At 67.3% G+C, this 26,393-nt stretch carries 23 protein-coding genes; 2 read left to right on the plus strand and 21 right to left on the minus strand.

Going from position 1 to position 26,393, the window contains the following annotated elements; translation table 11 throughout:
* The first annotated feature begins 79 nt into the window (after nucleotides 1-79).
* Both NS6_RS05935 and NS6_RS05945 read left to right on the plus strand, forming a co-directional pair.
* Nucleotides 80-961 carry a peptidylprolyl isomerase gene (locus NS6_RS05935; RefSeq protein ID WP_068038116.1) on the plus strand — a complete coding sequence of 294 codons (882 nt, stop codon included), beginning with the start codon at nucleotides 80-82 and terminating at the stop codon, nucleotides 959-961.
* Nucleotides 962-1,269: 308 nt separating this feature from the next.
* Nucleotides 1,270-1,866 (plus strand): hypothetical protein, encoded by a 597-nt coding sequence (locus NS6_RS05945; RefSeq protein ID WP_068037348.1) that lies wholly within the window; start codon nucleotides 1,270-1,272, stop codon nucleotides 1,864-1,866.
* A gap of 118 nt (nucleotides 1,867-1,984) precedes the next feature.
* On the opposite strand, the gene NS6_RS05950 is transcribed toward NS6_RS05945, so the two are convergent.
* The 21 genes from NS6_RS05950 to secF all read right to left on the minus strand — a co-directional run bounded on the left by NS6_RS05950 (nucleotide 1,985) and on the right by secF (nucleotide 26,391).
* On the minus strand, nucleotides 1,985-2,428 hold the full coding sequence (locus NS6_RS05950) for a DUF4913 domain-containing protein (protein ID WP_084470645.1): 444 nt from the start codon (nucleotides 2,426-2,428) through the stop codon (nucleotides 1,985-1,987).
* Nucleotides 2,425-4,305: a type IV secretory system conjugative DNA transfer family protein gene (locus NS6_RS05955; protein WP_068037350.1), complete on the minus strand. Its 1,881-nt coding sequence runs from the start codon at nucleotides 4,303-4,305 to the stop codon at nucleotides 2,425-2,427. The genes NS6_RS05950 and NS6_RS05955 overlap by 4 nt, the downstream gene beginning before the upstream one ends.
* A gap of 30 nt (nucleotides 4,306-4,335) precedes the next feature.
* The gene (locus NS6_RS05960) at nucleotides 4,336-4,938 is read right to left on the minus strand and encodes a hypothetical protein (protein ID WP_245669139.1); all 603 of its coding nucleotides are present in this window, start codon (nucleotides 4,936-4,938) and stop codon (nucleotides 4,336-4,338) included.
* Nucleotides 4,935-6,584, minus strand: a complete 1,650-nt coding sequence (locus NS6_RS05965) for a peptidoglycan DD-metalloendopeptidase family protein (RefSeq protein ID WP_068037356.1) — start codon at nucleotides 6,582-6,584, stop codon at nucleotides 4,935-4,937. Before NS6_RS05965 ends, NS6_RS05960 begins: the two co-directional genes overlap by 4 nt.
* Before the next feature lie 13 nt (nucleotides 6,585-6,597).
* Nucleotides 6,598-6,906 carry a transposase gene (locus tag NS6_RS05970; RefSeq protein WP_068037361.1) on the minus strand — a complete coding sequence of 103 codons (309 nt, stop codon included), beginning with the start codon at nucleotides 6,904-6,906 and terminating at the stop codon, nucleotides 6,598-6,600.
* Nucleotides 6,903-8,972 (minus strand): putative type IV secretion/conjugal transfer ATPase, encoded by a 2,070-nt coding sequence (locus NS6_RS05975; RefSeq protein WP_068037364.1) that lies wholly within the window; start codon nucleotides 8,970-8,972, stop codon nucleotides 6,903-6,905. Before NS6_RS05975 ends, NS6_RS05970 begins: the two co-directional genes overlap by 4 nt.
* 7 nt (nucleotides 8,973-8,979) lie before the next feature.
* On the minus strand, nucleotides 8,980-10,470 hold the full coding sequence (locus tag NS6_RS05980) for an SCO6880 family protein (RefSeq protein ID WP_068037367.1): 1,491 nt from the start codon (nucleotides 10,468-10,470) through the stop codon (nucleotides 8,980-8,982).
* The gene (locus tag NS6_RS36150) at nucleotides 10,467-12,041 is read right to left on the minus strand and encodes a hypothetical protein (protein WP_281211392.1); all 1,575 of its coding nucleotides are present in this window, start codon (nucleotides 12,039-12,041) and stop codon (nucleotides 10,467-10,469) included. The genes NS6_RS05980 and NS6_RS36150 overlap by 4 nt, the downstream gene beginning before the upstream one ends.
* Nucleotides 12,035-12,841: a DUF8175 domain-containg protein gene (locus tag NS6_RS05990; protein ID WP_068037370.1), complete on the minus strand. Its 807-nt coding sequence runs from the start codon at nucleotides 12,839-12,841 to the stop codon at nucleotides 12,035-12,037. Before NS6_RS05990 ends, NS6_RS36150 begins: the two co-directional genes overlap by 7 nt.
* Nucleotides 12,838-13,479, minus strand: coding sequence for a DUF8175 domain-containg protein (locus NS6_RS05995; RefSeq protein ID WP_245669140.1), 642 nt, complete (start codon nucleotides 13,477-13,479; stop codon nucleotides 12,838-12,840). The genes NS6_RS05990 and NS6_RS05995 overlap by 4 nt, the downstream gene beginning before the upstream one ends.
* Before the next feature lie 31 nt (nucleotides 13,480-13,510).
* A complete protein-coding gene (locus NS6_RS06000; RefSeq protein ID WP_033241575.1) occupies nucleotides 13,511-13,780 on the minus strand; it encodes a hypothetical protein in 270 nt (89 codons plus the stop codon).
* Nucleotides 13,781-13,787: 7 nt separating this feature from the next.
* On the minus strand, nucleotides 13,788-14,087 hold the full coding sequence (locus NS6_RS06005) for a hypothetical protein (RefSeq protein WP_033241574.1): 300 nt from the start codon (nucleotides 14,085-14,087) through the stop codon (nucleotides 13,788-13,790).
* Between the two features lie 93 nt (nucleotides 14,088-14,180).
* Nucleotides 14,181-14,846 carry a DUF6668 family protein gene (locus NS6_RS06010; protein ID WP_068037373.1) on the minus strand — a complete coding sequence of 222 codons (666 nt, stop codon included), beginning with the start codon at nucleotides 14,844-14,846 and terminating at the stop codon, nucleotides 14,181-14,183.
* Complete coding sequence (locus NS6_RS06015) at nucleotides 14,843-15,709, minus strand: MinD/ParA family ATP-binding protein (RefSeq protein WP_068037375.1); 867 nt, start codon at nucleotides 15,707-15,709, stop codon at nucleotides 14,843-14,845. Before NS6_RS06015 ends, NS6_RS06010 begins: the two co-directional genes overlap by 4 nt.
* A gap of 13 nt (nucleotides 15,710-15,722) precedes the next feature.
* Nucleotides 15,723-16,634, minus strand: a complete 912-nt coding sequence (locus NS6_RS06020) for a DUF8176 domain-containing protein (protein ID WP_068037377.1) — start codon at nucleotides 16,632-16,634, stop codon at nucleotides 15,723-15,725.
* A 57-nt stretch (nucleotides 16,635-16,691) separates the two neighbouring features.
* Nucleotides 16,692-18,374 (minus strand): cutinase family protein, encoded by a 1,683-nt coding sequence (locus tag NS6_RS06025; protein ID WP_245669141.1) that lies wholly within the window; start codon nucleotides 18,372-18,374, stop codon nucleotides 16,692-16,694.
* Nucleotides 18,375-18,573: 199 nt separating this feature from the next.
* The gene (locus tag NS6_RS06030; protein WP_068037391.1) at nucleotides 18,574-20,964 is read right to left on the minus strand and encodes a RelA/SpoT family protein; all 2,391 of its coding nucleotides are present in this window, start codon (nucleotides 20,962-20,964) and stop codon (nucleotides 18,574-18,576) included.
* A 178-nt stretch (nucleotides 20,965-21,142) separates the two neighbouring features.
* The gene (locus NS6_RS06035; protein ID WP_068037393.1) at nucleotides 21,143-22,717 is read right to left on the minus strand and encodes an ATP-binding cassette domain-containing protein; all 1,575 of its coding nucleotides are present in this window, start codon (nucleotides 22,715-22,717) and stop codon (nucleotides 21,143-21,145) included.
* 182 nt (nucleotides 22,718-22,899) lie between these two features.
* Nucleotides 22,900-23,472: an adenine phosphoribosyltransferase gene (locus NS6_RS06040; protein ID WP_068037395.1), complete on the minus strand. Its 573-nt coding sequence runs from the start codon at nucleotides 23,470-23,472 to the stop codon at nucleotides 22,900-22,902.
* 31 nt (nucleotides 23,473-23,503) lie between these two features.
* Nucleotides 23,504-25,189 (minus strand): ABC transporter substrate-binding protein, encoded by a 1,686-nt coding sequence (locus tag NS6_RS06045; protein WP_068037398.1) that lies wholly within the window; start codon nucleotides 25,187-25,189, stop codon nucleotides 23,504-23,506.
* Between the two features lie 20 nt (nucleotides 25,190-25,209).
* Nucleotides 25,210-26,391 (minus strand): protein translocase subunit SecF, encoded by a 1,182-nt coding sequence (gene secF / locus NS6_RS06050; protein ID WP_084470646.1) that lies wholly within the window; start codon nucleotides 26,389-26,391, stop codon nucleotides 25,210-25,212.
* Nucleotides 26,392-26,393: the final 2 nt, after the last annotated feature.

Here is a 26,393-nt window from a genome sequence, read left to right on the forward strand (position 1 = left end):
AGACTCTATTCCCGGAACCAACAGACCAGAAGCGACCGGCCGGGCCCGGGCCCGGCCGCCGCACGGGAGGAACGTGGTAGTGCCGAGCAACGAACAGCGCCGAGCGGCGGCGAAACGCAAGCTGGAACGACAGCTCGCCAGCCGGGCCGAACGCGCGCGCAAGCGTAAGCAACTCACCATCGCCGGATCCGCGCTCGGTGTCGTCGTGGTGATCGCCGCGGTGACCGGTGTGTATTTCCTGACCCGCGGCGAGGACAACGCTGATACCGCCGCCTCGCAGACGCCCGACGCCTCGCTGTCCAGTACGCCGGGCGCCGCGCCGCCGCCGCCCGCGGCCGCGAAGCCGGCCAGTGTGAATTGCGTCTACAACGACACACCTGAACCGGCGGCCGAGCCGGTGGAGAAACCGCGTGCGGAGGGTATCCGGACCGGTGACGACAATGCGACGCTGAGCCTCAGCGTGGACAGCAACCACGGCCCGCTCGGACTGACGTTGAACAATGCCGAATCGCCGTGCACCGTGAACAGTTTTGCCAGCCTGGCGGGCCAGGGCTATTTCGACGGTACGGACTGCCACCGCCTCACCCAGGGCGAGGGCTTGAAGGTATTGCAGTGCGGTGATCCGACCGGAACGGGTACCGGCGGCCCGGGCTACCAGTTCGACAACGAGTACCCCACCGACCAGTACCCGCCGGAGGATCCGGCCCTGTCGGAGCCGATCGGCTACAAGCGTGGCGTACTGGCCATGGCGAATGCCGGGCCCGGCACCAACGGTAGCCAGTTCTTCATCGTCTACGGCGATTCGATGCTGCCGCCGAACTACACGATCTTCGGTACCGTCGACGAGGCCGGCCTGGCCACGCTGGACACTATCGCCGGGATCGGGCAGGACGAATCCAATGGTCCGGGCGACGGCAAACCGAACCAGCCGGTGACACTGAAGTCGGTGCGGATCGACTGAGATCGACGGGCGGGTTCGCCCCCTCAGCGATCCCGTAGATATATGCTGGTCGGCGTTACGTAGTACAGACTGTGCCCCTGTCTCTCGGGTAATCTCGGAAGTGGGAGTGCGCGTGACCATGTCGCGCTCATCGGTCGCCGTCCGGGCCGGTGCGCTGCCGGCGGGATCTTCCGGCAAATGTTTCCGGAGACCGGATCCCGGCGGAACGTTCGCGGATCGGGTGGCGAATCCCGATCCGCCCGGCGCGGCTCCGCTGCCGCCGGGCACCATGTACACCCATAGTGACCACCGCAGTATCGGGAGCAGCCATGTCCGAGGATATCGACGATATCGGCCGGGAAACCGCGGCCATGATGAAGACAATGTTGCAGATCGCGACCCTCGTCGCGCTGAAAACCCGGGAACGTGGTCAGCGTGAGGCCGAGGCCCGCGTGAAACTCACCGAAGCACGGGTGAAGGAGGCCCGGGAACTGCAGACCCGGGAGGCACGCGATGCCAAGTCCAAGGATCCACGCAACCTCGCATTGGCCCAGACCATTTCACGGGCAACGGCCGAGTTGAAACCGGGCTCCTCCGTCCCGCAACGTGAAACGAGCGGTTATCGCGGGGTGCAGCTGGAGAAGGACCGCGTCACGCTGGAACGGTTCACAGAGAGATCCGAACAGGTGACCGAGGCCGCAACAGCGGTGAGCTACGACTCGGTGGAGCGCCGGGCGGCATTGGCGGCACATCTGTCCAGGATCGGGATCGCCCCAGAACTCGCGGCGGCCCGGATGCTGGTCGAAGTGGGCCAGGCGGGACCGGCCAGCGAAGCGGCCCGCAACCGCCCGGACCGGACGCCCGCGGTTCAGCGGGCCCGGGAGCAGGAGCTCAGCAAGAGCCGCGGGCTGGAGCGGAGCCGGTAACCCGACTCCGGCGGTACGCGCAGGGAGTTCACTCCCGCACCGGATCGGCACACCGAGAAAACGCCCGTCGGCGACGGGCGTTTTCTCGTGCAGTAGCGCAGTAAGCAGCACGAACCTGTCAGCGTCGTGGATCCTCGATCTCTATCCCACCGGCAGGCTCGGATTCTGCGGCGGGGTGCTCACCGTTGTCTGCCGGTTCGCTGAACAACCCCTGCGGCGGTGACGCCAGCGGGAGGGGGTCGAGTCTGTCCTTGTGCCCGTTGCGCACGCTGCAGTATTTGAACGGCCCGCGCGGGTCGAGCAGAACTGCCATGTGCTGGTCGGCATGGTCGAGGAACCACACGCTCATGCCGGTGGCCGGGTCCTGCCGCAGATGCTCCCAGGCTCGCCATACAGCGTCGAGCCGGACCACTGCCTCGGTGTGTTGCCACCATTGCGGGCACCAGACGGTATCGCTGAGATCGCTGACCTGGCGCCGATAGACAACGCTGAGATAGTTCTCGACGAACTCCACCACGTTCTCGTAGACGAGCTGTCCTTGCTGTGGGGGGGTCTCGGTCACAGCGGGCGAACCTCCTGCCTGTCTCCCGGGCCGTTATCGGGTCCCGGGGGTGTTTCTCCCGGTCCGCTATCCGGTTCCGGGGGTGTTCCTTTGATGAGCGACGGAGATCCGATGAGATCGGGGATACGAGTTTTCTGCTGCGGATCGTGCTGCTCTATGGATTTCTTCACCAGCGGCGCATACTCGCCCTCCCACCATGGCACAGTCCGCACCAGGACGGGCGGAGCCCCGGACGAGAACACGATGGCGCGACCGCGCGGCAGCGTGGCCAGGGCCTGCACCGTGAACGTTTTCGACGATCCCAGCGACCGCGAGTAACTCTTGCTCCCCTTGGATTCCGAGACCGACCCCGAGATGGACGAATGCTCGCCGATGGCCTCGGAACGCTCCCGCAGGAAATTCGCGTCGTCTACGCCACTGCCGAACACCTTGATATTGGCGGCCGACCAGAGCGCGTTCATCCCATCGTCGCCCCAGCACCGGGCGCCCTGCGCCCAGGACTGCAGGACGGTCATCACCACGATGCCGCGCGACCCGAAATGGCTGTACTGCTTGGGCAGATCTTTCCAGCGCACGACATTCGCGGCCTCGTCCAGCACGGCCAGCAGTGGAATCGGCAGCCGCCCGAAGGCCGACCGGGACGCCTTGCGCATGGCGACGTCGATAACGGCCTCGGTGAGCGCGCTGACCAGCGGGGCGGCGGAACCACGGCCTTCGAGGGACAGGCTGTAGAGCGTGCCGTTGTTCTCGATGAACTCCAGCTCGTCGAACTGGCCCCGGTCTCTTTCATTGGGATCCGTGCGCGGGGTCACCCATTTGTGCACATTCCGCAATTTCAAACAGCGCACCATTTTCTTTGCGGTGCTGAAGATTCCGCTGCGGGTACGGGGATCGGCGTTGTACTGCGCGCCCAGGCCGGACGCCGAGAAACGGTGCCCGGCTTTGTCCAGTAGTTCGACGGCCTCCGCATCGCTCGGGTTCGTCACCCATTCCCAGATCTGCGTGATGGGTCGCCGGCCGACCGCCGCGGCCAGGAACAGGCCGGCCAGCAGATCTTCGGCCTCCGGGTCGAAGAAGTTGTCCTTACCGGAATCGGCACCGCTGTCCGCGTCCGCGAAATGCCCGGCCAGCCGCGCCGCCCGCATCTCGCAGCCGTCGCTGTGCGCGTCCACCCAGGCGAGTGGGTTCCAGTACCAGGTGGGTTCCTCGGCCGCGACACCCTGCGGATCGAATACGAAGGTCCGGCTGCCTTTGGCTTCGCGGACATCCCGGGTGGCATCCACGACGTCACGTTTGTTGGAGGTGGCCAGGACCGGACCGATAGCACTGAGAATCGCCGGGATGACCCGTGAACTGGACTTCCCCTGCCGCGGACCCCAGATATCGAGGTGCAGATCCTCGTAGGAGCCGTACAGCATGGAGCCGTCGGCGACAGCGACCCCGATCGGCACCCCCGGCGAATCGTCGGAGCCGAGCCGCACACCGAGCTGTCCGGCCTTGTCCCGGACACCGGCCTCGGTGAGGGCGGCGATGGCGCCGCCGTTACCCATGACATCGGCCTTGTCGTCCACTGCCAGCCGGCCGATAGTGCGTTTGGCCGCGGAACGCCGGCGCCACAGCACGAACCCGACCAGCGCGGCGACGACCAGCAGCAGGATCACCGTGGCTCCGGTGGGCCAGCGCAGTTCCCCCTTGACCATCCCCGCGACAATGGCGATCGGGTTGACCGGCATATCCTGCTTCTGCAGCGAAAGCATATTGCCCAGATGCAGCGCCACCCAGACCGTTGCCAGGACCGCACCGCCCACATATATCGCGATGAGGCTCAGGTCCGGGCCGGGGACGGCCGGATCCTTCACCGGTTTCTTCTTCGCCATACCTGCCTCCTCAGTGGTCCCCGCCCGTGGTCACCGGTAACCGTCGAGCCGCCAGCCCGTGGGCGTTTGCACCACGGTCGCGATCACGGTGGCCGGCGCCAGGGGTTCCTCGCGGCCGTCCGGGTAGACGACGGTCTGCTCGATTCCGATCTTGTACTGCCGCACCGCGGGATCCGGCCCGGCGGGCGGCCGGTCCCCGGATGCGAAGGCAAACGATTCGACCCGCGCGCTCGCCGCCGCCCATTCACCCCAGCGCAGCGAAACGCCGGGTACAGCCGCGGTATCCGTGGGCGCGTCCAGTACCCGGACCAAGCTGGGGCCCAGGAATCTCCGCGCCCGCTCCAAGGAATCTCCCGGTACTTCGGTGGCCGGCTCCCACCGGTAGATCTCCCGCAACGCGGCAACGGCCACCCCGTCGGGTGTGGTGGGATCCGGTGCGGGGACGGCCTCGAGCCGCCGCGGAGTGGGAACGGCCGGCCCGCCTGCCGGACCCGCGCCGTCGCCACCCCCACAGCCGCTCAGCATCATCATGCTCAGCATCAGCGCCACCACCAGTCCCGCACCGGCACTCGTCTTCCGGTTCCAGGTTAACCGCCACGACGCCGAACGAGTCGCCGATCCACGCGTGTTCACAGCACCCTCCTCGCTCGGGCATCGCCGGGTACAGGCGCCTCGGCCACCCCGCCCGCGGCATCCGCCGTCACCGCGGGGGCCGCGTGGATCATCTGACCGTTACCGGCGTAGATCCCGACCCGCGCGGGGCCGCGTTCGGCGAACTCGCTGAAGATCAGGTCTCCCGGCTGTATTCCGCTGATCGAAACCTCGGTTCCGGCCTCCCACTGCTGTTCCGCGGTACGGGGGAGCGAAACCTCGCCACCGGAGGCGGCGAATACTGCGGCCGAGGTGAGCCCCGGGCCGTCGAGTCCGCCGCTGCTGGGGCCCTGTGGCCCACCACCGCCCCAGACGTACGGGGTGCCCAGCCATTCGTGGGCGGCTCGGACGACCTCGCTGCCTGCGGTGGCGTCGGCATCGGGAGCGAAGCGGCCGGAAGCGCCGGGATCGCGGTACTCCGCCTCCATGGCCAGGATGTTCGCGACGTACGGCTGGGTTTCCGAATAGTGCGCGGCAAACTGATTGGGCATACCGCCGGAGGCCAGTACCGCACCTTCGCCCGCGTTGTAGGCGGCCAGCGTCAGCGCGACCACATCGCCGTGCACACGCCCCTCTGCGATCCATCCGTTGATCTTGTGCGCAATCGCGCACATATAACGTCCCTGGCCCATGATGGCGTCACCGTCGTCCCATACACTGGCCGCCCCGTTGCCGTCGGCATCGATGACATAGGGCTGCCCGTCGTCGGGGTTCGTACTGGCGGCGGTACCCGGCAGGAACTGTGCGAGACCCTGCGCTCCCGCCGGCGAGGTGAGTCCGCGGCGGAAACCGGACTCCTGCCGACCCTGTGCGGCCAGCAGCGACGGTGTGACCTCCCGGCACAGAGAACCCGCTCGGCGGTACCAGATCTCGAGTTCCGGCGGCACCTTCCCACCGGCCAGCGCCCCACCCGGCGTACCGAAACCGCGTACGCACTCCGGGTCCGTCGAATAAGCTCGCGCACCGCCGAGGTCGGGAGTCGGCGCGCCGTCGAGCCAGGGCACCGGATCGATCTGCCGGCCACCGGTGAATCGGCCGCCGGGCACGACCTCGAAATGCAGGTGCGGACCGCTGGATTCACCGGCCGAGCCGACCGCCCCGATATGCTGCCCGGCCCGCACCTGCTCCCCCACTCGCACCAGCACGCCGTGGTCCCACATATGTCCGTAGACCGCCGAGAACGCCCGGCCGTTACGCGGATCGGTGGAATCGACCACGATCCAGTTCCCGAAGCCGGACGCTGGACCAGCGGCCACCACCACCCCGTCGGTGACCGAGAAGATGGGGGCCCCATCGGGCGCCGCCAGGTCGATACCTTTGTGGCCGCCGCCGCGTGAACCGAAGACATCGGAGACCGAGAAGGTTCCGGCGGCCATCGGCCAGGTGCGGTCCAGCGGTCCCGCATCGGCCGCGAGTACAGGTGTGGCGGTCGCCGCGGGGTTGGTGGTCGCACTCGGAATATCGCCCGCCGCTCGCGGGTCGCCGCCCGGCGGGGCCGATCCGCTCGGGTCCACCACCGAGCCCCCTTCACAGGGGTCGTCGACCGCGGGCAGCACGATGACCAGAATCACCGTCATCAACCCGAGTACCAGTCCGAGCGCTGTCCACAGCACCGATTTCGCGTTCACGGCCGCGCCGGGTTCACGTGTGGCGCCGGCTTTCGTTGAGAGTGTCCGCAAGCGCCCGGTTCACTTCGGCCGCCGCAGCCAACTGCTGTTGCAGCAGTGTGACCTTCCGCCGCAAGGCGACCGCATCCATCCGGTCCAGCCCCGGTCCTTCCGCTGCACGTACCCAGTTGCGTACCGAGTTCGTGTGCACCCCGATCTGTTCGGCCACGAGCCGGCATGCTTCCGATTCGCTGCGCAGTTTGCCGGTCAGCGCGACGACCTGTTTCACCGCGGCAGCGCGAACTTCGGGCGATACCCGCCGATACGACCGGTGCGGCATCATGAACCGCTCCCTCCGCCGGGATACGCACCGTCGCCGGGCGCGGCCTCACGGGCGCCGGAGCGTCCCGGATGTGCGGTGAATTCGTCGAACCGCTGGTTGGTGTCGTGGATTCCGCTGAGTTTCTCGGCGGCGGTGAATTCCATATGGAACGGGATACCGGGCCGGCGATCCTCACCGATCTTCAGCAGGAATTTTCCGGTACCCGGTGGAGAGGGCCGCACCTGCCCCGGTTTGAGCGCCTCCCCCGTAAGCGCCTGGGGAGCCGACCAGCTCGTCACCATCTCCTCCTCGGCGGCGGTGAACGGCACCGTACTGTCCAGCCGTTTGATTTCCTCGGCCGGCAGGGCGCCGAAGATCTTGGCGCGCGCGCGTTCCAGGAAGCCGAGGGCCTTGGCTATGGCCGCCTCCGATCCGAGCGACTGCAAATCCTTGATGGTGTGACTGATCATGATCAGCGCGGTGGCGATACCGCGCTGCAGGCGGGTCAGTTCGTCGACCCGGTCGACCATGAAATCGCCGAGGCCGAGCACCTGCCACAACTCGTCCATCACCACCTGGAAGTACCGCTGCGGGGCCATCCCCGCATCGGTGAGAGTGTGCGCCGCCTCCACCGCGGCGAAACCGTCGGCCCAGCAGGCCAGCATGACGGCGGCCTTGAGCTTCTTGTCCCCGTTCGGGATATGGGAAACATCGATGCACACCGCCACCGAATCGGTATCGATCGGCACCGTCGTCTGGCCGTTGAACACCGCACCGAACGGGCCTTGAGTAAGGGCACGCAACGAACGCCGCAGCCCCCTGATCGCCTCCTGGTATTCGCTCGCGCTGTCCGCGCCGGCGTCCAGCATCATCTCCTCGCCGCCGGCGACGATGACCTCCAGCAGGTTCTCCATGATCGGCGGCCGATCCGGGCTGTACCCGCTGCCCGGCCGATACAGGATCCCCAGTGCAGTGGAGATCAATGTCTCCTCGTAGTCACGCACCCGGGCCCCGCGCACGAGTTCCACCAGCCCCGCGATCAACGTCACCTGCCGGGCGTGCAGATCCTGCAAGACCTGACGCTGCAATTCGGGGTGTTCGGCCAACCGCGGCACGATATCGCCCAGGACCCCGCCCGCCAATGGGTTGAGTTTGCCGTGGCCGTACCCCAGGTCGATCACCTGCCCGCCGACCAGTTCTACCAGTCGCCGATAGTCGGGTTTGACATCGGCGAGGATCAACGGGGTGATGCTCTGCGCGACTCCCCCGAGGACGATCCGGCGGACCAGTGACGACTTGCCGAAACCATTGAGCCCCAGAACGAAAAGGCTGGGTGCAGTGATGAAACTGCCGCGCATGAACCAGTTCATCGGATCGAAGCAGACGGGCGCGCCGGTATGCAGATGGGACCCCAACGGGGTCCCGATCAGCGGTGCCCCGGCGCCTACGGACCACGGCCACAGCCCGGCCACCTGCGCGGTCGTGGCCCGGTACTCGACCGGGCGGCCCACGACATTCATCCGGCCGCCACCGGCCCCCGCATAACCACGCTCGGTCAACTGTGCGGTCTGCCGGTCGAAACCGTCCTGGAATTCCTGTTCCGCGCGGGCCTCGTAGTTGCGCCGGCGGATATCGTCGGTGCGGACCCGGAAGGTAGCCCAGGCCGCGCGCAATCCGGCACCCTCACGGCTGAGCTCCTCCAGCCGGGAGCGGGTCGTGGGATCGAGCAGCGGTGGGCCCGACTGCTTACGTTTCTCGGCCCGGACTTTCGCCCGGCGCGCGACCTTGTCGAACTCCGGGGTACCCATCGCCCGGTCCGCGGTCGTATCGACCCGGTTGCGGCGCACCTGTTCCCGGTGTGCCGTACCCCGTTCGCGCGGGACCCGGCCGCCCGGATCGGCAGTGCGCGAAGTCCCGCCCCGGCGTTCGGTACGCGAGCCGCCGCCCTCGCGCCGCCGGCCGGTCCCGGAGCCGGGTTCGGCGTCCTGGGCGCGCCGGTCGTCGTCCCGGCCCGATCGTGCCCGCTCGCCGGTGGCGACCCGGACCCGGTTCCGTTCCCGCAAGGGGGGCTCGTGCTCGCGTACCATCAGTCGTTCACCCTGCCAATGCTTTCGGAATGGTCGCGTGCTCGGGCAGAATCACCCCGCAGCCGAGCGATGCCGCGAAGGCCGCGGCCTGGTAGCGGTAGCACCGGCGGATCTTCAACCGGGCCTGGGTCGACAGGTCGCGGGTGATGGCTTCGATCCGCGGCAGATCGCCGCGCATGGGTTCGGTGACAGTGACCAGCGCACCGAACCGGGTGACACCGTGCCCGCGGGCCTGTTCCTCGCGGGCCTGCTGGGTCGCGCCTACCCGCAGAGTCGCCGAGGCCGACACCACGCCGCGTTCGCTCTGCTGTGCGACCAGGGCGTTCTTGAAATCGTCGTCCACGATCTCGGCGGCGTCGGCGGCCGAATGCGGCCGGTACACGATGGCGATCCGCTTCCGCGGCACCTCCGGGTTCGGCGCGAGCAGACGCTGCAGAACTCGTTCGTCCACCGCGCCCTCGGGCGCGGTATCCATCTCCCAGGTAACCGACCGGCCGCCGTCGTGGATCAGATGGTCCCATTTCTCGTCGTGCGATACCGGTCCCGCATCCGCCCAGTCCAGGCCGTGCCCTTCGGGTTCCCCAGCGGCTACCTCGAGGTCGGCCTGCGAGGCCGGGTCGTAGCTGCGCCGGATGAAGCCGATGACCTCCTCGGCCGACATCGGCTGGGCCCGCACACCGGCCTCGGCGAGCGCGGAGCAGATACCGGGAAGTCGGCGGCCGATCTCGACCGCTTCCTCGGCCGGGTTCTTCCGCCGTTCCGCGGTGGTCGCTTTGAAGGTGATCGCGACCCGCGGCAGCAGCTGCACCCTTTCCTGCGGGAGTTCGGTGGCCAGTTCGTACATCACCTGCTGGGCGAGGTCGGGTGATTCCGGCCGGGTAATCGTGGAAACCTCGGTGAGCAGCCGGTTCCCGGTCTCCGGCACGGTATCGATCACCGGGACGACGGCGACGATATCGCTGGTCTGGCCGACGGAGGCCAGGAACGTGCCCCAGGCCGAAACCCAGCGGTCGATCACCGGCTGGTCCACCGCCTCGTGGCCCTGCGGCCATGCCCGCAGCACCACCGTGTACTGCGCGAACTGTGGTAGGTGGATCATGCCGAAGCTGTAACCGCCGGCGTCGATGCCTTCGTAGAGTTTCGACGAGGCGAGCAGACCGGGCAGGCGGGTGAAACCGCCGGGTACCCGGGAGAATCGGCCGCCGCGGTACACGTGCTCGCCGCGGCTGCGTGAACGCATCCAGTGGAACATCATCAATCCCGTCTCGTAGCCCGAGCGTCCCCCGTGCCGCATCACCAGGGGCGCCATGATCACCACACCGGTCCCGCCCACGATGGCGCCCCATTGGAAACCGCCGACCATTGCGACGACCAGCGCGGTGATGACCACCACGAAGCCGAGCACGGTCTCTTCCCAGCGCAAGCCGAAAAGTCCGGCACTGCGCGGTTTCTGCCACAACCCGTAGGAGCGGCGTTCGTAGGTTTCGGTGCTCGTCATCGCGGGATGGTGCTCCTACCGAGGTCGGGGGAACGGTTGGTCCAGCGGTCACCCGCGACATCGCCCATGGCTTGATCGGCGCGGCTCATCCCGGTCGTCGCGGACCGGGCAGCGCCGATTCCGCTGGCGACGCGGGACGATCCGGACGGTACACCGCCGCCGCGTGGCGGTTCACCCGACCGTTGGGGTGGTGGCGCCGCGGCGCCACCACCGCCACCGCGTGGCGGAGGCGTAGGCCGCGGGGCACCGCCGACGCGACTGCCCCCGGGCGGCGGGGGACCCGCTGCGCCGCCGACGTATCCGGCGCGACCGGGGGCGGCCGCGCCCTTGGCTCCCACGGCCTTGGTACCCATGGCACCGAGACCCGCGGCCGCGAGCAGGGTGCCGCCGGTCGCGGTCAGGCCCGAGCCGCCGCTGCCCACGATCGCCACCGCCGGCGTGACCAGGCGCATCAGTGCCGGCAGGACGAACGCGACACTGCACAGCAGCACGATCGCGACCAGCATGCGCTGGGCTTCCTCCGCTTCGGGCAGACCGCCTGCGGGGGTCATCTCGTCGACGTGTCCCGCGGTGGTGAAAGCGATCATGTACACAATCGCGGCCACGGGTTTCCACAGCATGAACGCGATGATCCAGCCGACCAGTTTCTGATACGACTGCTTACCCGTATTCATCCCGGACGCTGCGGCCGCCAGTGGCAGCACACCGGCCGCGATCACCAGCAACCCCTGGCGCACGATGGCGAGGATGATCTGGGCCAGTGCCCCGAGCAGGCCGACAATGGCAATGATCAATACAAGACCGGGTGAGAAGGCTTGCAACTTGCTGGTTTTCACCATGAGCTCGGCCATGTTGCGGGCGTTGCCGTCGGTGGAGTCCTGGATTATCCATTCGGCGAACCGGTCCGAGGCCACGGTGCCGGCGACGATGACCGCACCGAGCATCCACGAACTGAACACCACTCTGGTGAACATCCGGAACGATTCGGCCGCTTCGTTCATGGCGGCGCCGCGTCTGGCTTCGGCCAGGCGTAGTCCGGTGATGATGATCGAGGCGATCAACAGCAGTATCTGTACCTGATAGGTGTAATCGTTGATCTTGGTGAACAGAGTGCCCGAATCGCTGGCCACCTCGTTGGGCACCTTCATCCAGAAGGTCAACGCCAGGATGATGGCCTCACCGAGGCCGTTCATCAGCGAATCGACCACCTTGCCGAAGGTGGAATCCCACGCCTTGTCCTTGACCGCGGTCGCGGCCTCGCCGGGATGAGCCGCCGCATTACCCGCCTTGCAGACTGCCGCTGCGGCATCGCCGAGCGATATTCCGGGGATACCGAGATCGTCGAGCGCGTCGTGTATCTCGTTGCAGGTCTGATCCCAGCCGTAAGGCTGGCTGTTGGCCACGGCCGGAGTCGTGACCATCACCGTGAAGATCACCGCGAAGATGGTGACAAATCGTCTGGCCAGCGACACCCGCCGCGAAACAGCCGGGTCCGGGCGGCGGCCGTCGGGGTCACTGTCTTCGCGCACTACCTGAGCTTCCACTTTCCGTCCCAACAACGGAATCACCATCGAGTCCACCTCTCCAGCGATTCGACATACTCGGTCTGTGTGTTAGGCGAGGTGGTGGGCTTCAACCGCCAATCACCCGCATCCCACACCATGATCAGCCGCATGGTCACCCACACCGGTTTCCCGTCCAGCGCCGGAGCGCGCAGCGCCAGCCGCACTATCGCCATATCGTCGGCGTAGTCGTCGATCTTGAACGCATCGGAGGCCACCAGATACTGGGTGACCGATTCGGGCTGCTGCTCGGGCAGCGCATCCGCTTCCAGGGCCTTGTCGTAGGCCGCGATCTGCTGTGCCGAAACCCGCACCTGCCGCACGTACAGGTCGCGGTGGGCGGGGCGGGCGTTGAGCCGGTAGGTGATCTGTGCGGCAGCCAGCGCGGCGCCCTGCGGGGTATGCGAATATCCCACTGCCAGACTGTCTTCTATCCGTTGCGGGCCGTCCGAAGTGGAGAACGGCACCGAGGCGCCGTACACCCGCTGCCAGCCTCGCGGCCCGGTAGTACCTTCCGGAGCGGCCGTGAGCCAATCCGGATCGGCAGGGTTGCGCTGTGGCGACGGATCCTGCGGAAGTACTTGTCCTGCCGGGTTGTTCGGAATATCTATGCGGCGGTTGAAGACGTCGGTGTCCGGATCCGCGAAACCCTCACCGACCGCGGGGGCGGGCGCGGGGCCGGCTACGGGCTCGTCCTCACGTCCGGTCCACATCACGACGCCCACGATCACGATCAGGGCCAGCACTGCCGCGGACGCCACGACCCCGAAGGAGACTCGGTCACGCTGATAGGTCTCCTTCCCGCTCACTTCGGTGCCTCCACTTTCACTGCGTCACTCGGTATTTCGCCAACCGGCTCAATGGGTCGCGCGGTCGATTCCGGGTCCGGTAGCCGTAACCGCCAATCGTGGGCGAACCACTCCACCGCCGTATGGTTCACGGCTTTCGAACTGTCCGAATACTCGCTGTACACGTCCACCACCGCCCGCTGATCGGTGTACTCGGTGATCCGGTACCCGAGCAACCGGGGTGCGTACACCGGATCCGCGGGCCCACTGATGGACACCTGCACCCGGTTCACCGCCCACTCGTCCTTCGCCGGACCCGGAACCACTTCCCGGGCAGCGATATTCGACCACTGACTGTCATCGGCCACCGACAGTCGCACGGCATGCACCATCGCCGCAACCCCGGCACCGGCGGGCGAATGCTCGAAACCCGTTGCTGCACCGTCAGTTTCGGTGGTCGGCCCTTGATCGGCACGCGGCAGCGGCACACCCTGGAAGGGCTGCCAGCGCACATTCGTCGGTGGCACGGACAGATCCGGCGGCGCCGCCGCTTCACCGCCCCCACAGCCGACGGCTCCGGTCAGCAGTACTACCGACAGCACCCCGGCAACCCGCAACGCACCGAACCGCGGCGCGGCTGGTGTCTCGGTCGAATTCATCCGCAGGTCGTTCCCCTCGCCTCGCCCCGGCTCATCCGGGCAGGAACGCCAAGGCGATACCGGAGGCGGTACTGGCGACAGCCGCTCCCAGCAGACTCATCAGCACACCGTGCGACGCGTCGTTCATCGCCAGATCGCCCTTGAAGGTGAGCCACAGTTTGCCCGCCGAGACGATCAACCACGCCAGACAGCCCATGAGGACGAACCACAGCAGCCAGTTCAACAGCTGCATCAGCGGTTCCAGCACCTCGGCCGGCATCTGTTTATAAGCCAGTACACCGGCCGCCCCGACCAGATCCATCTCTACCTCACGTTCCGATGACGGCGTTCATGATGGTGCCCGCGCTGGTGGCCACTACGCCGCCGATCATCGCGCCCGCCACCATCTTCGGCGACTCCAGACCGCCGCCGGTCCACTTCTCCCACGCGAACTTACCGCCCGCGTAGACGATGCCGCAGATACCGGACAGCAGCACGAACCAGGTGAGATAACGGACCAGCTGCAAGATCTTGTCGGAGCCGGGCGGCGCCTCCGGAGTCGGATTACCTATCTGCGCCAGTACGGCCGTGTCGTAGACCTGGTGAACCGCGAGAAGTACGGTGCTCATCGGGTGCCTTTCTCGATAACTGAGGTGCAACATTGGGTCCGCGCGAGCGCGGGGAGCACGGAACAGGAACTGTGCTCGACGGGCATCACGGCATCACTCCTCCACGAATCTCGATCGGCCCCGCGCGGGGGCGGCCTCCGATTCTTCCAGGGCGGCACGGGCGGCCGCGACGATCTCCGAGCCGAGTTCCCGGATATCCAGGGGAACTTCGTCGAGCGGGTCGATCCGGCGGCGGCGCTGCGCGGCGACCGCCGCCCCAGGCGTCCACACCGGCAGCTTCTCCGGCTCCACCAGCGTCCATTCCTCGTACCACGGCACCTGCCAGACCTGTCCGGCGATAGAGGCCACCACATCGCGATATCGGCGGATCTCCGGCGCCATCCGGCCCGGCCGGGCCGCCACCGTGATCAGCCCGAGCACTTCACTTGGCCCGGCCAGCCCGGCATGATGCTGGCGCAGCAGATCATGGGCATGGGTCAGCCCTGCGATGGTCTCCCGGGCGACCAGCACCACGAACGGCGATTCCCGGTCGAGAACACCCGGCCAGCGTCGCCCGCAATCCGCGGCAGGCGCCAGGATATGCGCGAGGGTGCTGGCACCGGCGCCGCCGTGCACCCCCAGGAGCCAGACCAGCGGCGCGCGCCCGGCACCCGGCACGGGCCTGTCCCAGAGGGCGGCGCGGCGCGATTCCGGCGGGGGCACCACTCCGGCGGCGGCGGTACGGTCGGGTCGGCGAGGAAGATTCATAGCGGCCGTCATGATGCCACCCCCGCGAGTAACCGCTCGTAGGTCTGCCGGGTCTCATCGGCCAGAGCGATATGCCGGACCAGCTCGCCGCGGGCGAGATGCGGATCGTAGGGCACCTCGACGATATCGCGGACCCAGCCGGACAGATGCTCACGCAGATGGTCGGCGACCCGCGAATCGACTCCCGGATGCTGATGCGACACCACGATCGTGGTGTCGCCGACGATGCCACCGCCCATCGGCTCGGACTGGTCGCCGTATTCGTCATCCAGCCATTCGAGGGTAACCCGCAGCCGATTCGCCGCGTCGACGCGCGCCGGAATAGCCAGCACCAGCGCGATATCCGCGTCGTCCAGCAAGGGACGCAACTGTCGGCCGGCGATCGGGCTGCCACCGTCGAAGATCCCGGTGTACCCGGCATGGTCGACCGCCCGCGCCACGGTGAGATAGCTGGCCCGGCGGCGCAGCGGCGCCGCATCGCGCCACAGCAGACCTATTCCCGAGGTAGCGCGCGACATGCAGTCCTTCAGCGGCGCCGGTTCGTCGTCCCCGCGGCCGTACAACCACTGCTGCAGGCTGATCGGATGCAGATGCTCGTCGGCGCCGCGCAAGGCCAGATCGCCGCCCGCCGGGGTAGCGTCCACGGCCACGGTGGCAGTTCCCGAAAGCCCCAGTTCGCCTGCGAGCGCCAGCGCGGTGGTGGTCGTTCCGGCACCACCGCAGCCACCGACCACCAGGATCGGCCGGGCCGCGCCCGGGGTGCGGCCACCGCTACCGCGCAGCCGGACCACCGACGCCTTCCGGTTCCCGCCTGTCTCGTCCGCCGTCTCGGAATCCGGTGCGGTATCGAGCCAGCGGCTCCAATCCTCTCCCATCCTGCACTCTCCTCTATCCGGCCGTAATACCCGTGATGAGGGTGCGGCCGTCGATCGCCGCGGTGGTGACCGTCTGCCTGCTGTAGGTGGCCGGTTCACCACCGGGCCGGTATTCGGTGACCTCGACGGAGTATCGCCCGTCGGCTACGGCCACGATGCGTACGCAGTGCCGGGTTCCGGGTTCGACGCTGTCGATACCGGCCTGGATGATCTCTCCGGAGGACACCGCGGCGTCGGGTGCCACCACCGCGCGGGCAGCGCCGCCGGAACGCTCGACATAGAAGGCATATTGGAAGCGCAGAATCGCGGCGGGCCCGGAAGTTGTTCCGCCCGGACCGGCGCCGCGGAACACCGGGCCGTCCTGTTCGTCCGGGCATTGCATGCCGGCTTCGGTCCCCGCACTGCCCGAGGTGAAACGCAATCCGGCACCGTCGTCGGGTCCGGCGGCCCGGGGCGCGCTCGGAGCCAGCAGGTACACCACTACGGCCGTAGCGATGGCGAGGACGACGACGGCGGCGACCAGCACACCGAACGTCCGGCGCCGACGGGCCCCGGCATCGCCGGACATCTCACGCAGCCGGCCGGGATTACGGCCGATACGGGCGGGTTCGGCGAGTTCGGCGTCGGGCCGGGCCAGACGTAAGAGATCGCCGTCACGCTCACCGGCCGGCTCGTCCACCCAGTCGGACCAGCCGCCGGTGAATTCGGTGCGCCGGCCGGAGAGTTCGGCGGGCGCCCGGTCCGGCGCGGCAGATGCGCTGCCGGCCTCGGCGATGTAGTCGGGATACCTGGCGGGGCCGTCGTCGGCAGCGGCCGCGGCGACCTCCGGTTCGGGCCGCCCGGCCGGACGGTCCGCAGTACCACTGTCCCCCTCGGGTTCGAGCAGGCCGTACCATCGATCGAGTTTTTTGTAGGACTTCAACATTCCCCCATTCCCGTGGCGCCGGGCACGTGATATCGCATCATCGATCCCTCTCGGCGATCAGTTCACGGAGAACGAGTCGTTTTCGGTTGTCGGGGGTGTATCGGACCGGTCTGCCGACGGTCGATCCGGGGATGCGCCGCCGGCTCCTGTCCCGAATGGGAATTGTCCCGTACCGGAGGGGGCGGGCGCAGGCGACGCGCCGGGCCCGCTTCCTGAGAATCCGGCCGACGGTGGCAACCCTGCTCCGGGGGCGCTACCCAGCGGCGCCGGTTCGTCGGCAACCGGTTCGTTGCCGCTACCGTAGGCACTCGCGAGATCCCGCGCGGCAGCGGCGAACCAGTCGGCAATGAACTTCGTGGGCGCTTCGCCGGTAGCCGAAATCGACGCGTTGCCATAGGCCTGATGCCGCTGGATGGTATCCCAGTAGCGCACCCACGTCGTGGTGTCGAGCAGGGCGTGGTTGTCCTGGATATTGTCGACGACGGCGGTGAAAGCCTGGCTCACCAGCCGGATACCGGTGGTAGGCGGTATGAGTTGCGGAATCGCGCCCAGCAACTTGGTTCCCAGCAGCAGCAGCGCCGCCGGCGGGTTGGCCAGTCCGGCCGTGGCCAGTTCGGCGATCGCCACGGGGTTCAGGACCGTCCGTACTACGGTGACCACCGCGTTCAACCCGATCATGCCGACCTTCAGCAACGCCCGCATCGCGCCCGGAATATCCAGCGGGGTCCGCGGATCGGCGGCATCGGCCAGCCGTTCGGAGATCGACTTCTTCGGCGAGATGTTCAGATTCGCCAGCGAGGTACCCGAAACGTCCTCGTTGACCACCTTGGTCGCGGTTTTGATCGAAGTGAAGGCGAGCGCCTGGGCAACCGAGGTGAGGGAGGCGATGGGGTCGCCGCCACTGAGCTTGGCCTGCCCGACGATACTGGCCACCGCCTTCAGAATCGGTGCGCCCTCGGGTGCGTCGCAGGCGAGATCGCCCGCGGCGCAGAAGCTGGCCACCCGTCCGGTGAGGCTGCCGAAATCCTCGGCAGCGTCCCGGTTCGGGGCGATCCCGCCACCGGTGGCGGGTGCCTGCGGTAACGCCGCGATCCCGGCGATTTCCGCGCCTTCGGTGCCGGGCGCCGGATCCGGGTTCGCCTTGCCCGGCGCTCCGGGAAACAGAGCGGCGCCGGGGGTTCTGGTGGGGTCGCCGATCAAGGCCACAGCCGCGATCTTGTCGTCGGGCAACGGGCCCTGCCCCTGCCCGATCTCCTGGGCGAATACCGAAGCGACATGGGCGCCCTGGGAGTAGCCGACAATCGCGAACCGAGTATCGGGGCAGCGCTGCGCCACCGATGCCGCCATGGTGCGCAACCGGATCAGGCCGCCACTCACCGAATCCGAGTACGGGGTGACGCTACCGCCGTCTATGCCACCGAAACTGGATTCGTAGGGCACATAGGCGCGCTGGACCAGCTTTTCCTCTGGCGCCGCGGCCATGAGCGGCCGGAACACCGTGGACAGCATGCCGGTATCGGTGGTGGGCGCGGCATCCGGCGATGATTCGCCGGTGCCCTGGATACCCAAGGCATACATCGCCGGACAGGTACTGACCGGCAATTCGGCCGGCGAACCCGACGGACCCGAAAGGTCCGGGGGCTGGGCGTGCGCCGGAGCGGTAAGGGTCCCTGCCGTCGCGGTCGCCACAGCGACGGTGAGTGCGATCAGCATCCCCGAGAAACTTCTGCTTACAGCCATAGCGACCCGCAATCACTCTTACCGCAGTTACCGAGCGCGACGAAACGCAGTAAACGGTAACAGATTCCGGCTATGACCGCTGAGGCGGCGAAGAGTTTACGCGACCCGCCAAGATCATCCGGAAGCGCCGCGGCGCGTTGCGTCCGGAATGTTACAAAATTCCTGCGAGCACGCCGTGGCTGCCAAGGCCCCGAAACACTCAGGCCGCGGAGGTCACCCGGTAGACGTCGTAGACGCCCTCGACGTTACGGACAACATTGAGCAAATGGCCCAGATGTTTCGGATCACCCATCTCGAAGGTGAACTTGCTGATCGCCACGCGGTCGCCGTGCGTGGTCACCGCCGCGGACAGGATGTTGACCTTCTCATCTGCCAGCACCTTGGTGACATCCGAGAGCAACCGGGTACGGTCCAATGCCTCGATCTGAATGGCCACCAGGAAAATCGAATGCGGCGACGGCGCCCACTCCACGTCGATGATGCGTTCCGATTGCTCCTGGAGCGAAGCGGCGTTGGTGCAATCCACCCGGTGCACACTCACCGAACCCCCGCGGGTCACGAACCCCAGGATCTCGTCACCGGGGACGGGAGTACAGCATTTCGCCAGCTTGGCCACGGTCCCCTCGGCACCGGGGATCAGCACACCGGCATCGCCACTGAGCCGCTGCCGCGGCGGGGTGGTAGACGGAGTGGAGCGTTCGGCGAGTTCGTTCTCCACATCGCCGATTCCGCCGAGCTGCGCCATGAGCCGCTGCACCACGTGATGCGCAGAGACCTGACGTTCGCCCACCGCGGTGTAGAGCATGGAGATATCGCTGTAGTGCAGTTCGTGCGCCACAGCGGTCATCGCGTCGACATTCATCAGCCGCTGCAACGGCAGGCCGACCCGCTTGACCTCTTTGTTGATCTGCTCCTTACCGTTTTCCAGCGCCTCCTCCCGGCGCTCCTTGGCAAACCACTGGCGAATTTTGGCCTTGGCGCGCGGCGAGACCACGAACCCCTGCCAGTCGCGGCTGGGCCCGGCGTTGGGCGCCTTGGAGGTGAAGACCTCCACGACCTCACCGTTCTCCAGTTGCCGTTCCAGCGCGACCAACCGGCCGTTCACCCGGGCACCGATACATTTGTGCCCGACCTCGGTGTGCACCGCGTAGGCGAAATCCACCGGTGTGGACTTCTGCGGCAGCGTGATCACATCACCTTTCGGGGTGAAGACGAAGATCTCCGGGGCCTTGAGGTCGAACCGCAACGACTCCAGGAACTCGGCCGGGTCCGCGGCCTCCCGCTGCCAGTCGAGCAGCTGCCGCATCCAGGCCATATCGTCGACCTCGGCGGCGTCACCGGAGTGGCGACCCTTGGTTTCCTTGTAACGCCAGTGCGCGGCGATCCCGAATTCGGCGGTGCGGTGCATATCGTGGGTGCGGATCTGCACCTCGAGCGGTTTACCGTCCGGGCCCACCACGGTGGTGTGCAGCGACTGGTACACCCCGTATCGAGGCTGGGCGATGTAGTCCTTGAACCGACCGGCCATGGGCTGCCACAGCGAATGCACCACACCGACGGCGGCGTAGCAGTCGCGGACCTCGTCGCACAGAATGCGGATACCCACCAGATCGTGGATATCGTCGAAATCCTTCCCCTTGACGATCATCTTCTGATAAATCGACCAATAGTGCTTGGGCCGACCCTCGACCGTCGCCGGTATACGGGACGCGGCGAGGGTGTTGACGATTTCGGCGCGCACCTTCGCCAGGTAGGTGTCACGTGACGGCGCCCGGTCGGCGACCAACCGGACGATCTCGTCGTACTTCTTGGGGTGCAAGATAGCGAACGCGAGGTCCTCGAGTTCCCATTTGACGGTCGCCATCCCCAGCCGGTGTGCCAGCGGGGCGATCACCTCGAGGGTCTCGCGAGCCTTCTTGGCCTGTTTCTCGGGCGGCAGGAACCGCATGGTCCGCATATTGTGCAGCCGATCGGCCACCTTGATCACGAGCACCCGCGGGTCGCGGGCCATGGCGATGATCATCTTGCGGATGGTCTCGGCCTCCGCGGCCGCGCCCAGGTTGACCTTGTCGAGCTTGGTGACGCCGTCGACCAGGTGGGCGACCTCGGAGCCGAATTCCGCGGTGAGCTGCTCCAGCGTGTATCCGGTGTCCTCGACGGTGTCGTGCAGCAGCGCGGCCACCAGGGTGGTGGTATCCATCCCCAGCTCGGCGAGGATATTCGCGACGGCCAGCGGATGGGTGATGTACGGGTCGCCGGACTTGCGGAACTGCGTGGCATGGCGCTCATCGGCGACATCGAAGGCGCGCTGCAACTGGGTGAGATTCGCCTTCGGATACAGTTCCCGGTGCACCGTGGCCAGGGGTTCGAGCACCGGTTTCACCGCGGGAATACCGCGCTGACCGGTCATCCGCCGCGCCAGCCGGGCACGCACCCGCCGGGAGGCCGAGCTGGGGACGGCGCCGGACTGCCGGGCGGGCTCGGCTTGGGCACCGGAACGCGCGCCGACAGGGGAAGCGGCCGCCCCGGCACCGTTGGACTGCGATCCCGATGTCTGCTCGACATTCGCCTCGCCCAGATGCTGAGTCATGCCACCACCTCTCCGTGCCGCGGCGTAGCACCGCAACGCTTCAGACCACCAACTTTAGACCCCGCAGCAGTACGGGAAACCCCAGAGCAACACCATCGACACCTATCGATACGCCGACCCACCCGATAGAACACCGTATTCGACCTCGTCCTTCCCACGACTCCTGGGGGCGGGTTCATCACCCGAGCCCGTCCGGGGTCAGTTCGACCCACCTGGTGATACCGATATCGGCCAGGAACCGCCGATCGTGACTCACCACGAACAGCGCACCCTGGAAGGCGGCCAGGGCCTGAGTGAGATGCCGCAGGCTCACCAAGTCCAGGTTATTGGTCGGCTCGTCGAGAATCAGCAGTTTGGGCACCGGATCGGCGAGCAACAGCATCGCCAGCGCGGCTCGTAACCGCTCACCACCGGAAAGCGCGGCGGCGGGTGCGTCGGCGGCAGCACCGCGGAACAGGAAGCGGGCGAGCTGGGCGCGGATCCGCTCCGGTTCGGCGTGCTGGGCGCCGGCGGCGACATTGTCGAAGACACTGCGGCGTTCGTCGAAGAGATCGAGCCGCTGCGGCAGCATCCGCCAGGGCACCCGCGGCGGCTCGGCGATGAGCCGCCGCAGCAGGGTGGTTTTTCCGGCCCCGTTGCGGCCGGTGATCGCCACCCGCTCCGGACCGTCGACCGCTAGCGAGACCACCGGGCCGTTCGCCAGCCGCACCGCCTCCAGTGCGACCACCTGCTGCCCCGGATACAACCGCGTATCGGGTAGTTCGACCCGGATCTCGCGATCGTCGCGTAAAGATTCCTCGGCGTGTTCGAGCCGGGCCTGCGCCTCGTGAACCTTCTCGATATGACCATTGCGCAGCTTGCCCGCCGATACCTCGGCCTGCCGTTTACGCTGGCCCATCACGATCTTCGGTTCACGTTTGTTCTCATACATCTTCTGCCCGTACCGCTGCCGCCGGTCGAGCTTGATCCGAGCCTCCACCAGCTCCCGCGTCTGTTTGCGCATATCGCTGCGCGCGTCGCGGATCGCCGCCCGCGCGGCCTGCTGCTCCTGTTCGACGATCTGCTCGTAGTCGCTGTAGTTACCGCCGAACAATCGCAACCGGCCGCCGTGAAGTTCTGCGATGGTGCCCATACAGTCCAGCAGCTCCCGGTCGTGGCCGACCACCAGCACGGTCCCGGTGAACTGGTCGACCACGTCGTAAAGCCGGGCGCGACCCGCCGAATCGAGGTTGTTGGTGGGTTCGTCGAGCAGCAGGACCTGCGGTTCGCGGAGTAGTTCGGCTACCAGACCCAGCAGGACGGTTTCCCCGCCGGAGAGGGTTTCCAGCCGGCGATCCAGCTGCGCGACCGACCCTGCCAGGTAATCCAGTCCGAGCCGCCCGAACAACGCCACCGCACGTTCCTCGATATCCCACCGGGTGCCGACGAGATCGAAATCGGGCTCGTCGCCGACACCGGATTCGATACGATGCAGAGCTTCTCGCGCATCGGCGATACCGAGCACGGTGTCGACCCGCTGTCCCACGGCCAGACCGAGGTCTTGGCGCAGATACCCGAGCCCACCGGATACGGTGCTCGAACCACGCGCCGGGCGCAGTTCGCCGGCCAGTAAACGCAAGAGAGTTGACTTCCCCGCCCCGTTGGCACCGACAAGACCGATATGGCCCGGCCCGAGCACCGCGTCGAGCCCGTCGAACACCGGAGTTCCATCCGGCCACGAAAAACAGAGATCAGAAAGAGAAATATCGGCCACGACTGCCCCTGAGGTATCGATACGGACGCGGCGCGCAGAACGCGGGCCGCACGAGCGACTACCTCATGAGAGCAACGGCAGCTCCGATCCCCGGGGACAAGACCTGGACGAGGTTACACCCACCCCCGGGGCGACGCCAGCATTATTCGACGGGGATCACAAGAGTCCCGCACCGGGAATTCTCAGACGGTGACGATCGAGGTGACCGGATAATCGCCCTGCCGGGAGCGGCCGCCCAGTCCCTCGAGCTCCAGCACGACCGCCGCGGCCACCACCTGCGCGCCGGCGCTGGTGAACAGATCCGCGGCCGCCGCCAAGGTGCCGCCGGTGGCCAGCACATCGTCGAGCAGCAGCACCCGGCGGCCGGTCAGCTCGACACCGGTGGCCGGGACCTCCAGCGCGGCCGTCCCGTACTCCAGCTGGTACTCCCGGGTGATCACCGGAGGCGGTAATTTTCCGCGTTTGCGGACGGCGAGCACCCCGGTACCCAGCGTCGTCGCGACTCCGGCACCGAGCAGGAATCCGCGGGCATCCACCCCGGCGACCAAGTCCGCGTCCGGAACCAGCGCGGCCAAGCAGTCGACAACGGACCGGAATCCGTCGGGGTCGGCGAAAACCGGAGTGAGGTCGGCGAAGCGGACCCCGGGCTCCGGGAAGTCATCGGCCCAGCGGGTGAGGCGCCGGACGAGATCGGCAGCCGGCCCACCCCGTTCGCCGGTTTCCCCGGCGGGTCCGGCCGCCACACGCTTGCTCATCGGGACACCCCTTTCACAGCCACACCCGGTATCAACGCTGTAGAACCCACTGGTCCATATTCCAGCCGGATCCGGCCCGAGTGGGACCCGCGATACCGTTGTCCAGGCCGCCGGAGAATGCGATCGTGCGCGGAGTCGCGAACAACGGGACGCTGGGCAGCTGGGCCCACAACAGGTTCTCGGCCTCGGTGACCAGATTCAGCTGCGTGGTCGAGTTGTCCTCCGCGGCAAGCTGATCGGTGATCGAATCGAAGCGGCCGTTGCGGAACTGCCCGATATTGAGTCCGCTACCGCTGCGCAGGCCGCCGATCGCGGCGATACCGTCGAGCGAACCCGCCGGTCCCGGCGCTCCTCCGGGCCCGCCGAGTACCGCGTCCACCGCGCCCTCACGCAATCGCGCCGGCGTGAATTCCGGGGTGCTCGCGTCTTCTACGGTGATACCGGCCGCTTTGCACGCATCGGCGATCATCGACACCGTCTGCGCTCGGCGGGCATCCGGGGCGAGGTATCCGATCCGGACGACCATCCCGTCCTTACCGGCGTCGGCCAACGCCGCCCGGGCGCCTTCGGGATCACCGGCCGCGAACGGTCCGGCGGCGCCGGTCGCCACCGGGTAGTACATCGAATCCTGCTGCAGGGTCCGTGAATTCGACGGCCCCGAGCCCAGTCCGGCCTCCGGCGCCTCGGTGACCCGGCCGAGCTGGTCGAACAGCGCCTGCCTCGGCACGCAGAGGGCGAAAGCGCGCCGCGCGGCGGTCGATTCGAATACGCCGCCGGTGTTGAGTACGAGCTGTTCGATACCGCGGCTGGGCAGCTGCTGGACGGAGTAGGCGTCCAGGTTCACCTCGGGCAGCGATCCAGCGCCGATATCCACCGCTGCCACCGATCCGTCCTCGATCCGGGCGGCGAGATCGGCCGGTTTGGGGTACACGACAATCCGGCCGGTGGCCGGCGCCTCCCCCCACCAGCGTTCGTTGGCAACCAGGACGAGACCGTCCTCGAGACCGTACGATTCGACCCGGTACGGCCCGGATGCGGGGAACTGAGTGATGTCCAGGTCACCCGGCTCCAGATTCCAGCCGGTGTTCCAGAACTGCGCCAGCCTGTCCAGCGCGGGACGGTCGTCGTTCTGGACAGCGGCGACGATATCGGCAACATTCGCCGCCTGGGCCGCCACATGGGCGGGCATCAGCTCACCGGCACCGAACAGCGTGCGCCAGGGCAGGTAGCGCTTTCCGGGCCGGAACACCACAGTGCCGTCCTTGGACCCCGGCTGGCATTCCACCCGCTCGATATCCTCGTAACCGGCCGTGCTCGCCGATTCGAACCCCGGGAACCGGCCGCTGCGAGCGGTCCAGGTGAATACGAGATCGTCGCAGGACGTGGGAACACCGTCGGAATAGACGCCCCGCGGATTGAGCCGGTACTGGATCGTCTGCGCCTCACCGGGCACTTCCTTGGCGGTTCCGGTGTCGGTATCGGCCACCGGCTGACCGTCGGGCCCGGTGTAGAAGAACCCGGTCAGCACCCGGCCGAACACCGCCTGAGCCGAGGCGGCACCCGCAGCTGTGCCACCGTTGTAACTGGTGACCGCGGTATCGACGGCGTATCCGATCGAGGGCACCTGGTCCTCACTCGAACATCCCACCATCAACCCGGAGGCCGCGGTGGTCGCCGCGAGCAGTGCGATCGTCCGGCGCAGATATGGCAGTCGCATCGATCCGTACCCCTCGTATGTCAGTGCCGCCTCTGTCGTTTACCCGTGGGACGCACGCCGGGCGCGGGTCCAGCGGTCCCGCGGGCAACCCGCGGTTCCCGGCTACTCGCTTCCGTGGGCCGCGTGCGCGGCACCGGCCCGGCCCCCTGCTGCGGCGACCGGTCGGCTCGCCGCGCCTGCACCTTCTTGGTATGCGCAGCGACCGGACCCCAGCGTTCCTTGATGGAAACCAGCAGCGGAGTGGCGAAGAAGATGGACGAATAGGCGCCGACCACCGTGCCCACCAGCTGCACCAACGCGAGATCCTGTAGCGTTCCGACGCCGAGCATCCACACCGCGATCACCATGAGGCCGATGATCGGCAAGGCACCGATCAGGGTGGTGTTGATCGACCGCATCAGGGTCTGGTTGACCGCCAAATTCGCCTGTTCGCCGTAGGTGCGCCGGTTGGTGTGGAGTACGCCTCGGGTGTTCTCCTCGACCTTGTCGAAGACAATGACCGAATCGTAGATCGAAAACCCCAGAATGGTGAGCATGCCGATCACCATCGCCGGGGTCACTTCGAAACCGACCAGCGAATAGATTCCGGTCGTCACCAGCAGGTCGAAGACGAGGGCCGCCAGCGCGGCGATCGCCATATCGCGTTCGTAGCGGACACCGATGTAGACGCTCACGATCACCAGGAACACCACCAGCGCGATCAGCGCCTGCCGGGTGATCTGACCGCCCCAGGTCTCGCTGACATCCGAGGCGCTGATGGCGTTGCGGCTCGGGTTCCCGCTGTCGTCCGTGGGCTGGAACTCGTCGAACAGGGCGGTCTGCAGGGCGGCGACTTCGTCGGCGCTCAGGGTTTCGGAGCGGATCAGGATGGTGGCGGTATCGCCGGTACCCACTGTCTGAACCGATTCGGGCTCCGAGCCGAGTACGTCGGAATACACCGTTTCGACCTGTTCAGTGGTGGCGTCACCGGCCGGGAGCTGGATCCGGGATCCGCCGACGAAATCGATCCCGAAGGTGAAACCGCGTACCGCCATACTCAGCAGGCAGATGAGCACGATGACCGCGGTGATGATGTACCAGCGGCGGCGATTGCCGACCACATCCAGTACACCGGTACCGGTGTACAGGCGGTTCATCCAGCTGTGCCGGGCGCCGTTCGAGCGTGCGGGTTCGGGCTTGTCCATGGTCACGGAACTGTTCATCG

The sequence above is a fragment of the Nocardia speluncae NBRC 108251 genome, assembly GCF_001613245.1.
Lineage (GTDB): Bacteria > Actinomycetota > Actinomycetes > Mycobacteriales > Mycobacteriaceae > Nocardia > Nocardia speluncae.

Coding starts and splice junctions, on each gene's coding strand:
- NS6_RS05945 (WP_068037348.1), top strand. CDS start 1,270: ATGTCCGAGGATATCGACGATATCGGCCGGGAAACCGCGGCCATGATG.
- NS6_RS05955 (WP_068037350.1), bottom strand. CDS start 4,305: ATGGCGAAGAAGAAACCGGTGAAGGATCCGGCCGTCCCCGGCCCGGAC.
- NS6_RS05970 (WP_068037361.1), bottom strand. CDS start 6,906: ATGATGCCGCACCGGTCGTATCGGCGGGTATCGCCCGAAGTTCGCGCT.
- NS6_RS05975 (WP_068037364.1), bottom strand. CDS start 8,972: ATGGTACGCGAGCACGAGCCCCCCTTGCGGGAACGGAACCGGGTCCGG.
- NS6_RS05980 (WP_068037367.1), bottom strand. CDS start 10,470: ATGACGAGCACCGAAACCTACGAACGCCGCTCCTACGGGTTGTGGCAG.
- NS6_RS36150 (WP_281211392.1), bottom strand. CDS start 12,041: ATGGTGATTCCGTTGTTGGGACGGAAAGTGGAAGCTCAGGTAGTGCGC.
- NS6_RS05995 (WP_245669140.1), bottom strand. CDS start 13,479: ATGAATTCGACCGAGACACCAGCCGCGCCGCGGTTCGGTGCGTTGCGG.
- NS6_RS06000 (WP_033241575.1), bottom strand. CDS start 13,780: ATGGATCTGGTCGGGGCGGCCGGTGTACTGGCTTATAAACAGATGCCG.
- NS6_RS06005 (WP_033241574.1), bottom strand. CDS start 14,087: ATGAGCACCGTACTTCTCGCGGTTCACCAGGTCTACGACACGGCCGTA.
- NS6_RS06010 (WP_068037373.1), bottom strand. CDS start 14,846: ATGACGGCCGCTATGAATCTTCCTCGCCGACCCGACCGTACCGCCGCC.
- NS6_RS06015 (WP_068037375.1), bottom strand. CDS start 15,709: ATGGGAGAGGATTGGAGCCGCTGGCTCGATACCGCACCGGATTCCGAG.
- NS6_RS06020 (WP_068037377.1), bottom strand. CDS start 16,634: ATGTTGAAGTCCTACAAAAAACTCGATCGATGGTACGGCCTGCTCGAA.
- NS6_RS06025 (WP_245669141.1), bottom strand. CDS start 18,374: ATGGCTGTAAGCAGAAGTTTCTCGGGGATGCTGATCGCACTCACCGTC.
- NS6_RS06030 (WP_068037391.1), bottom strand. CDS start 20,964: ATGACTCAGCATCTGGGCGAGGCGAATGTCGAGCAGACATCGGGATCG.
- NS6_RS06040 (WP_068037395.1), bottom strand. CDS start 23,472: ATGAGCAAGCGTGTGGCGGCCGGACCCGCCGGGGAAACCGGCGAACGG.
- NS6_RS06045 (WP_068037398.1), bottom strand. CDS start 25,189: ATGCGACTGCCATATCTGCGCCGGACGATCGCACTGCTCGCGGCGACC.
- secF (WP_084470646.1), bottom strand. CDS start 26,391: ATGAACAGTTCCGTGACCATGGACAAGCCCGAACCCGCACGCTCGAAC.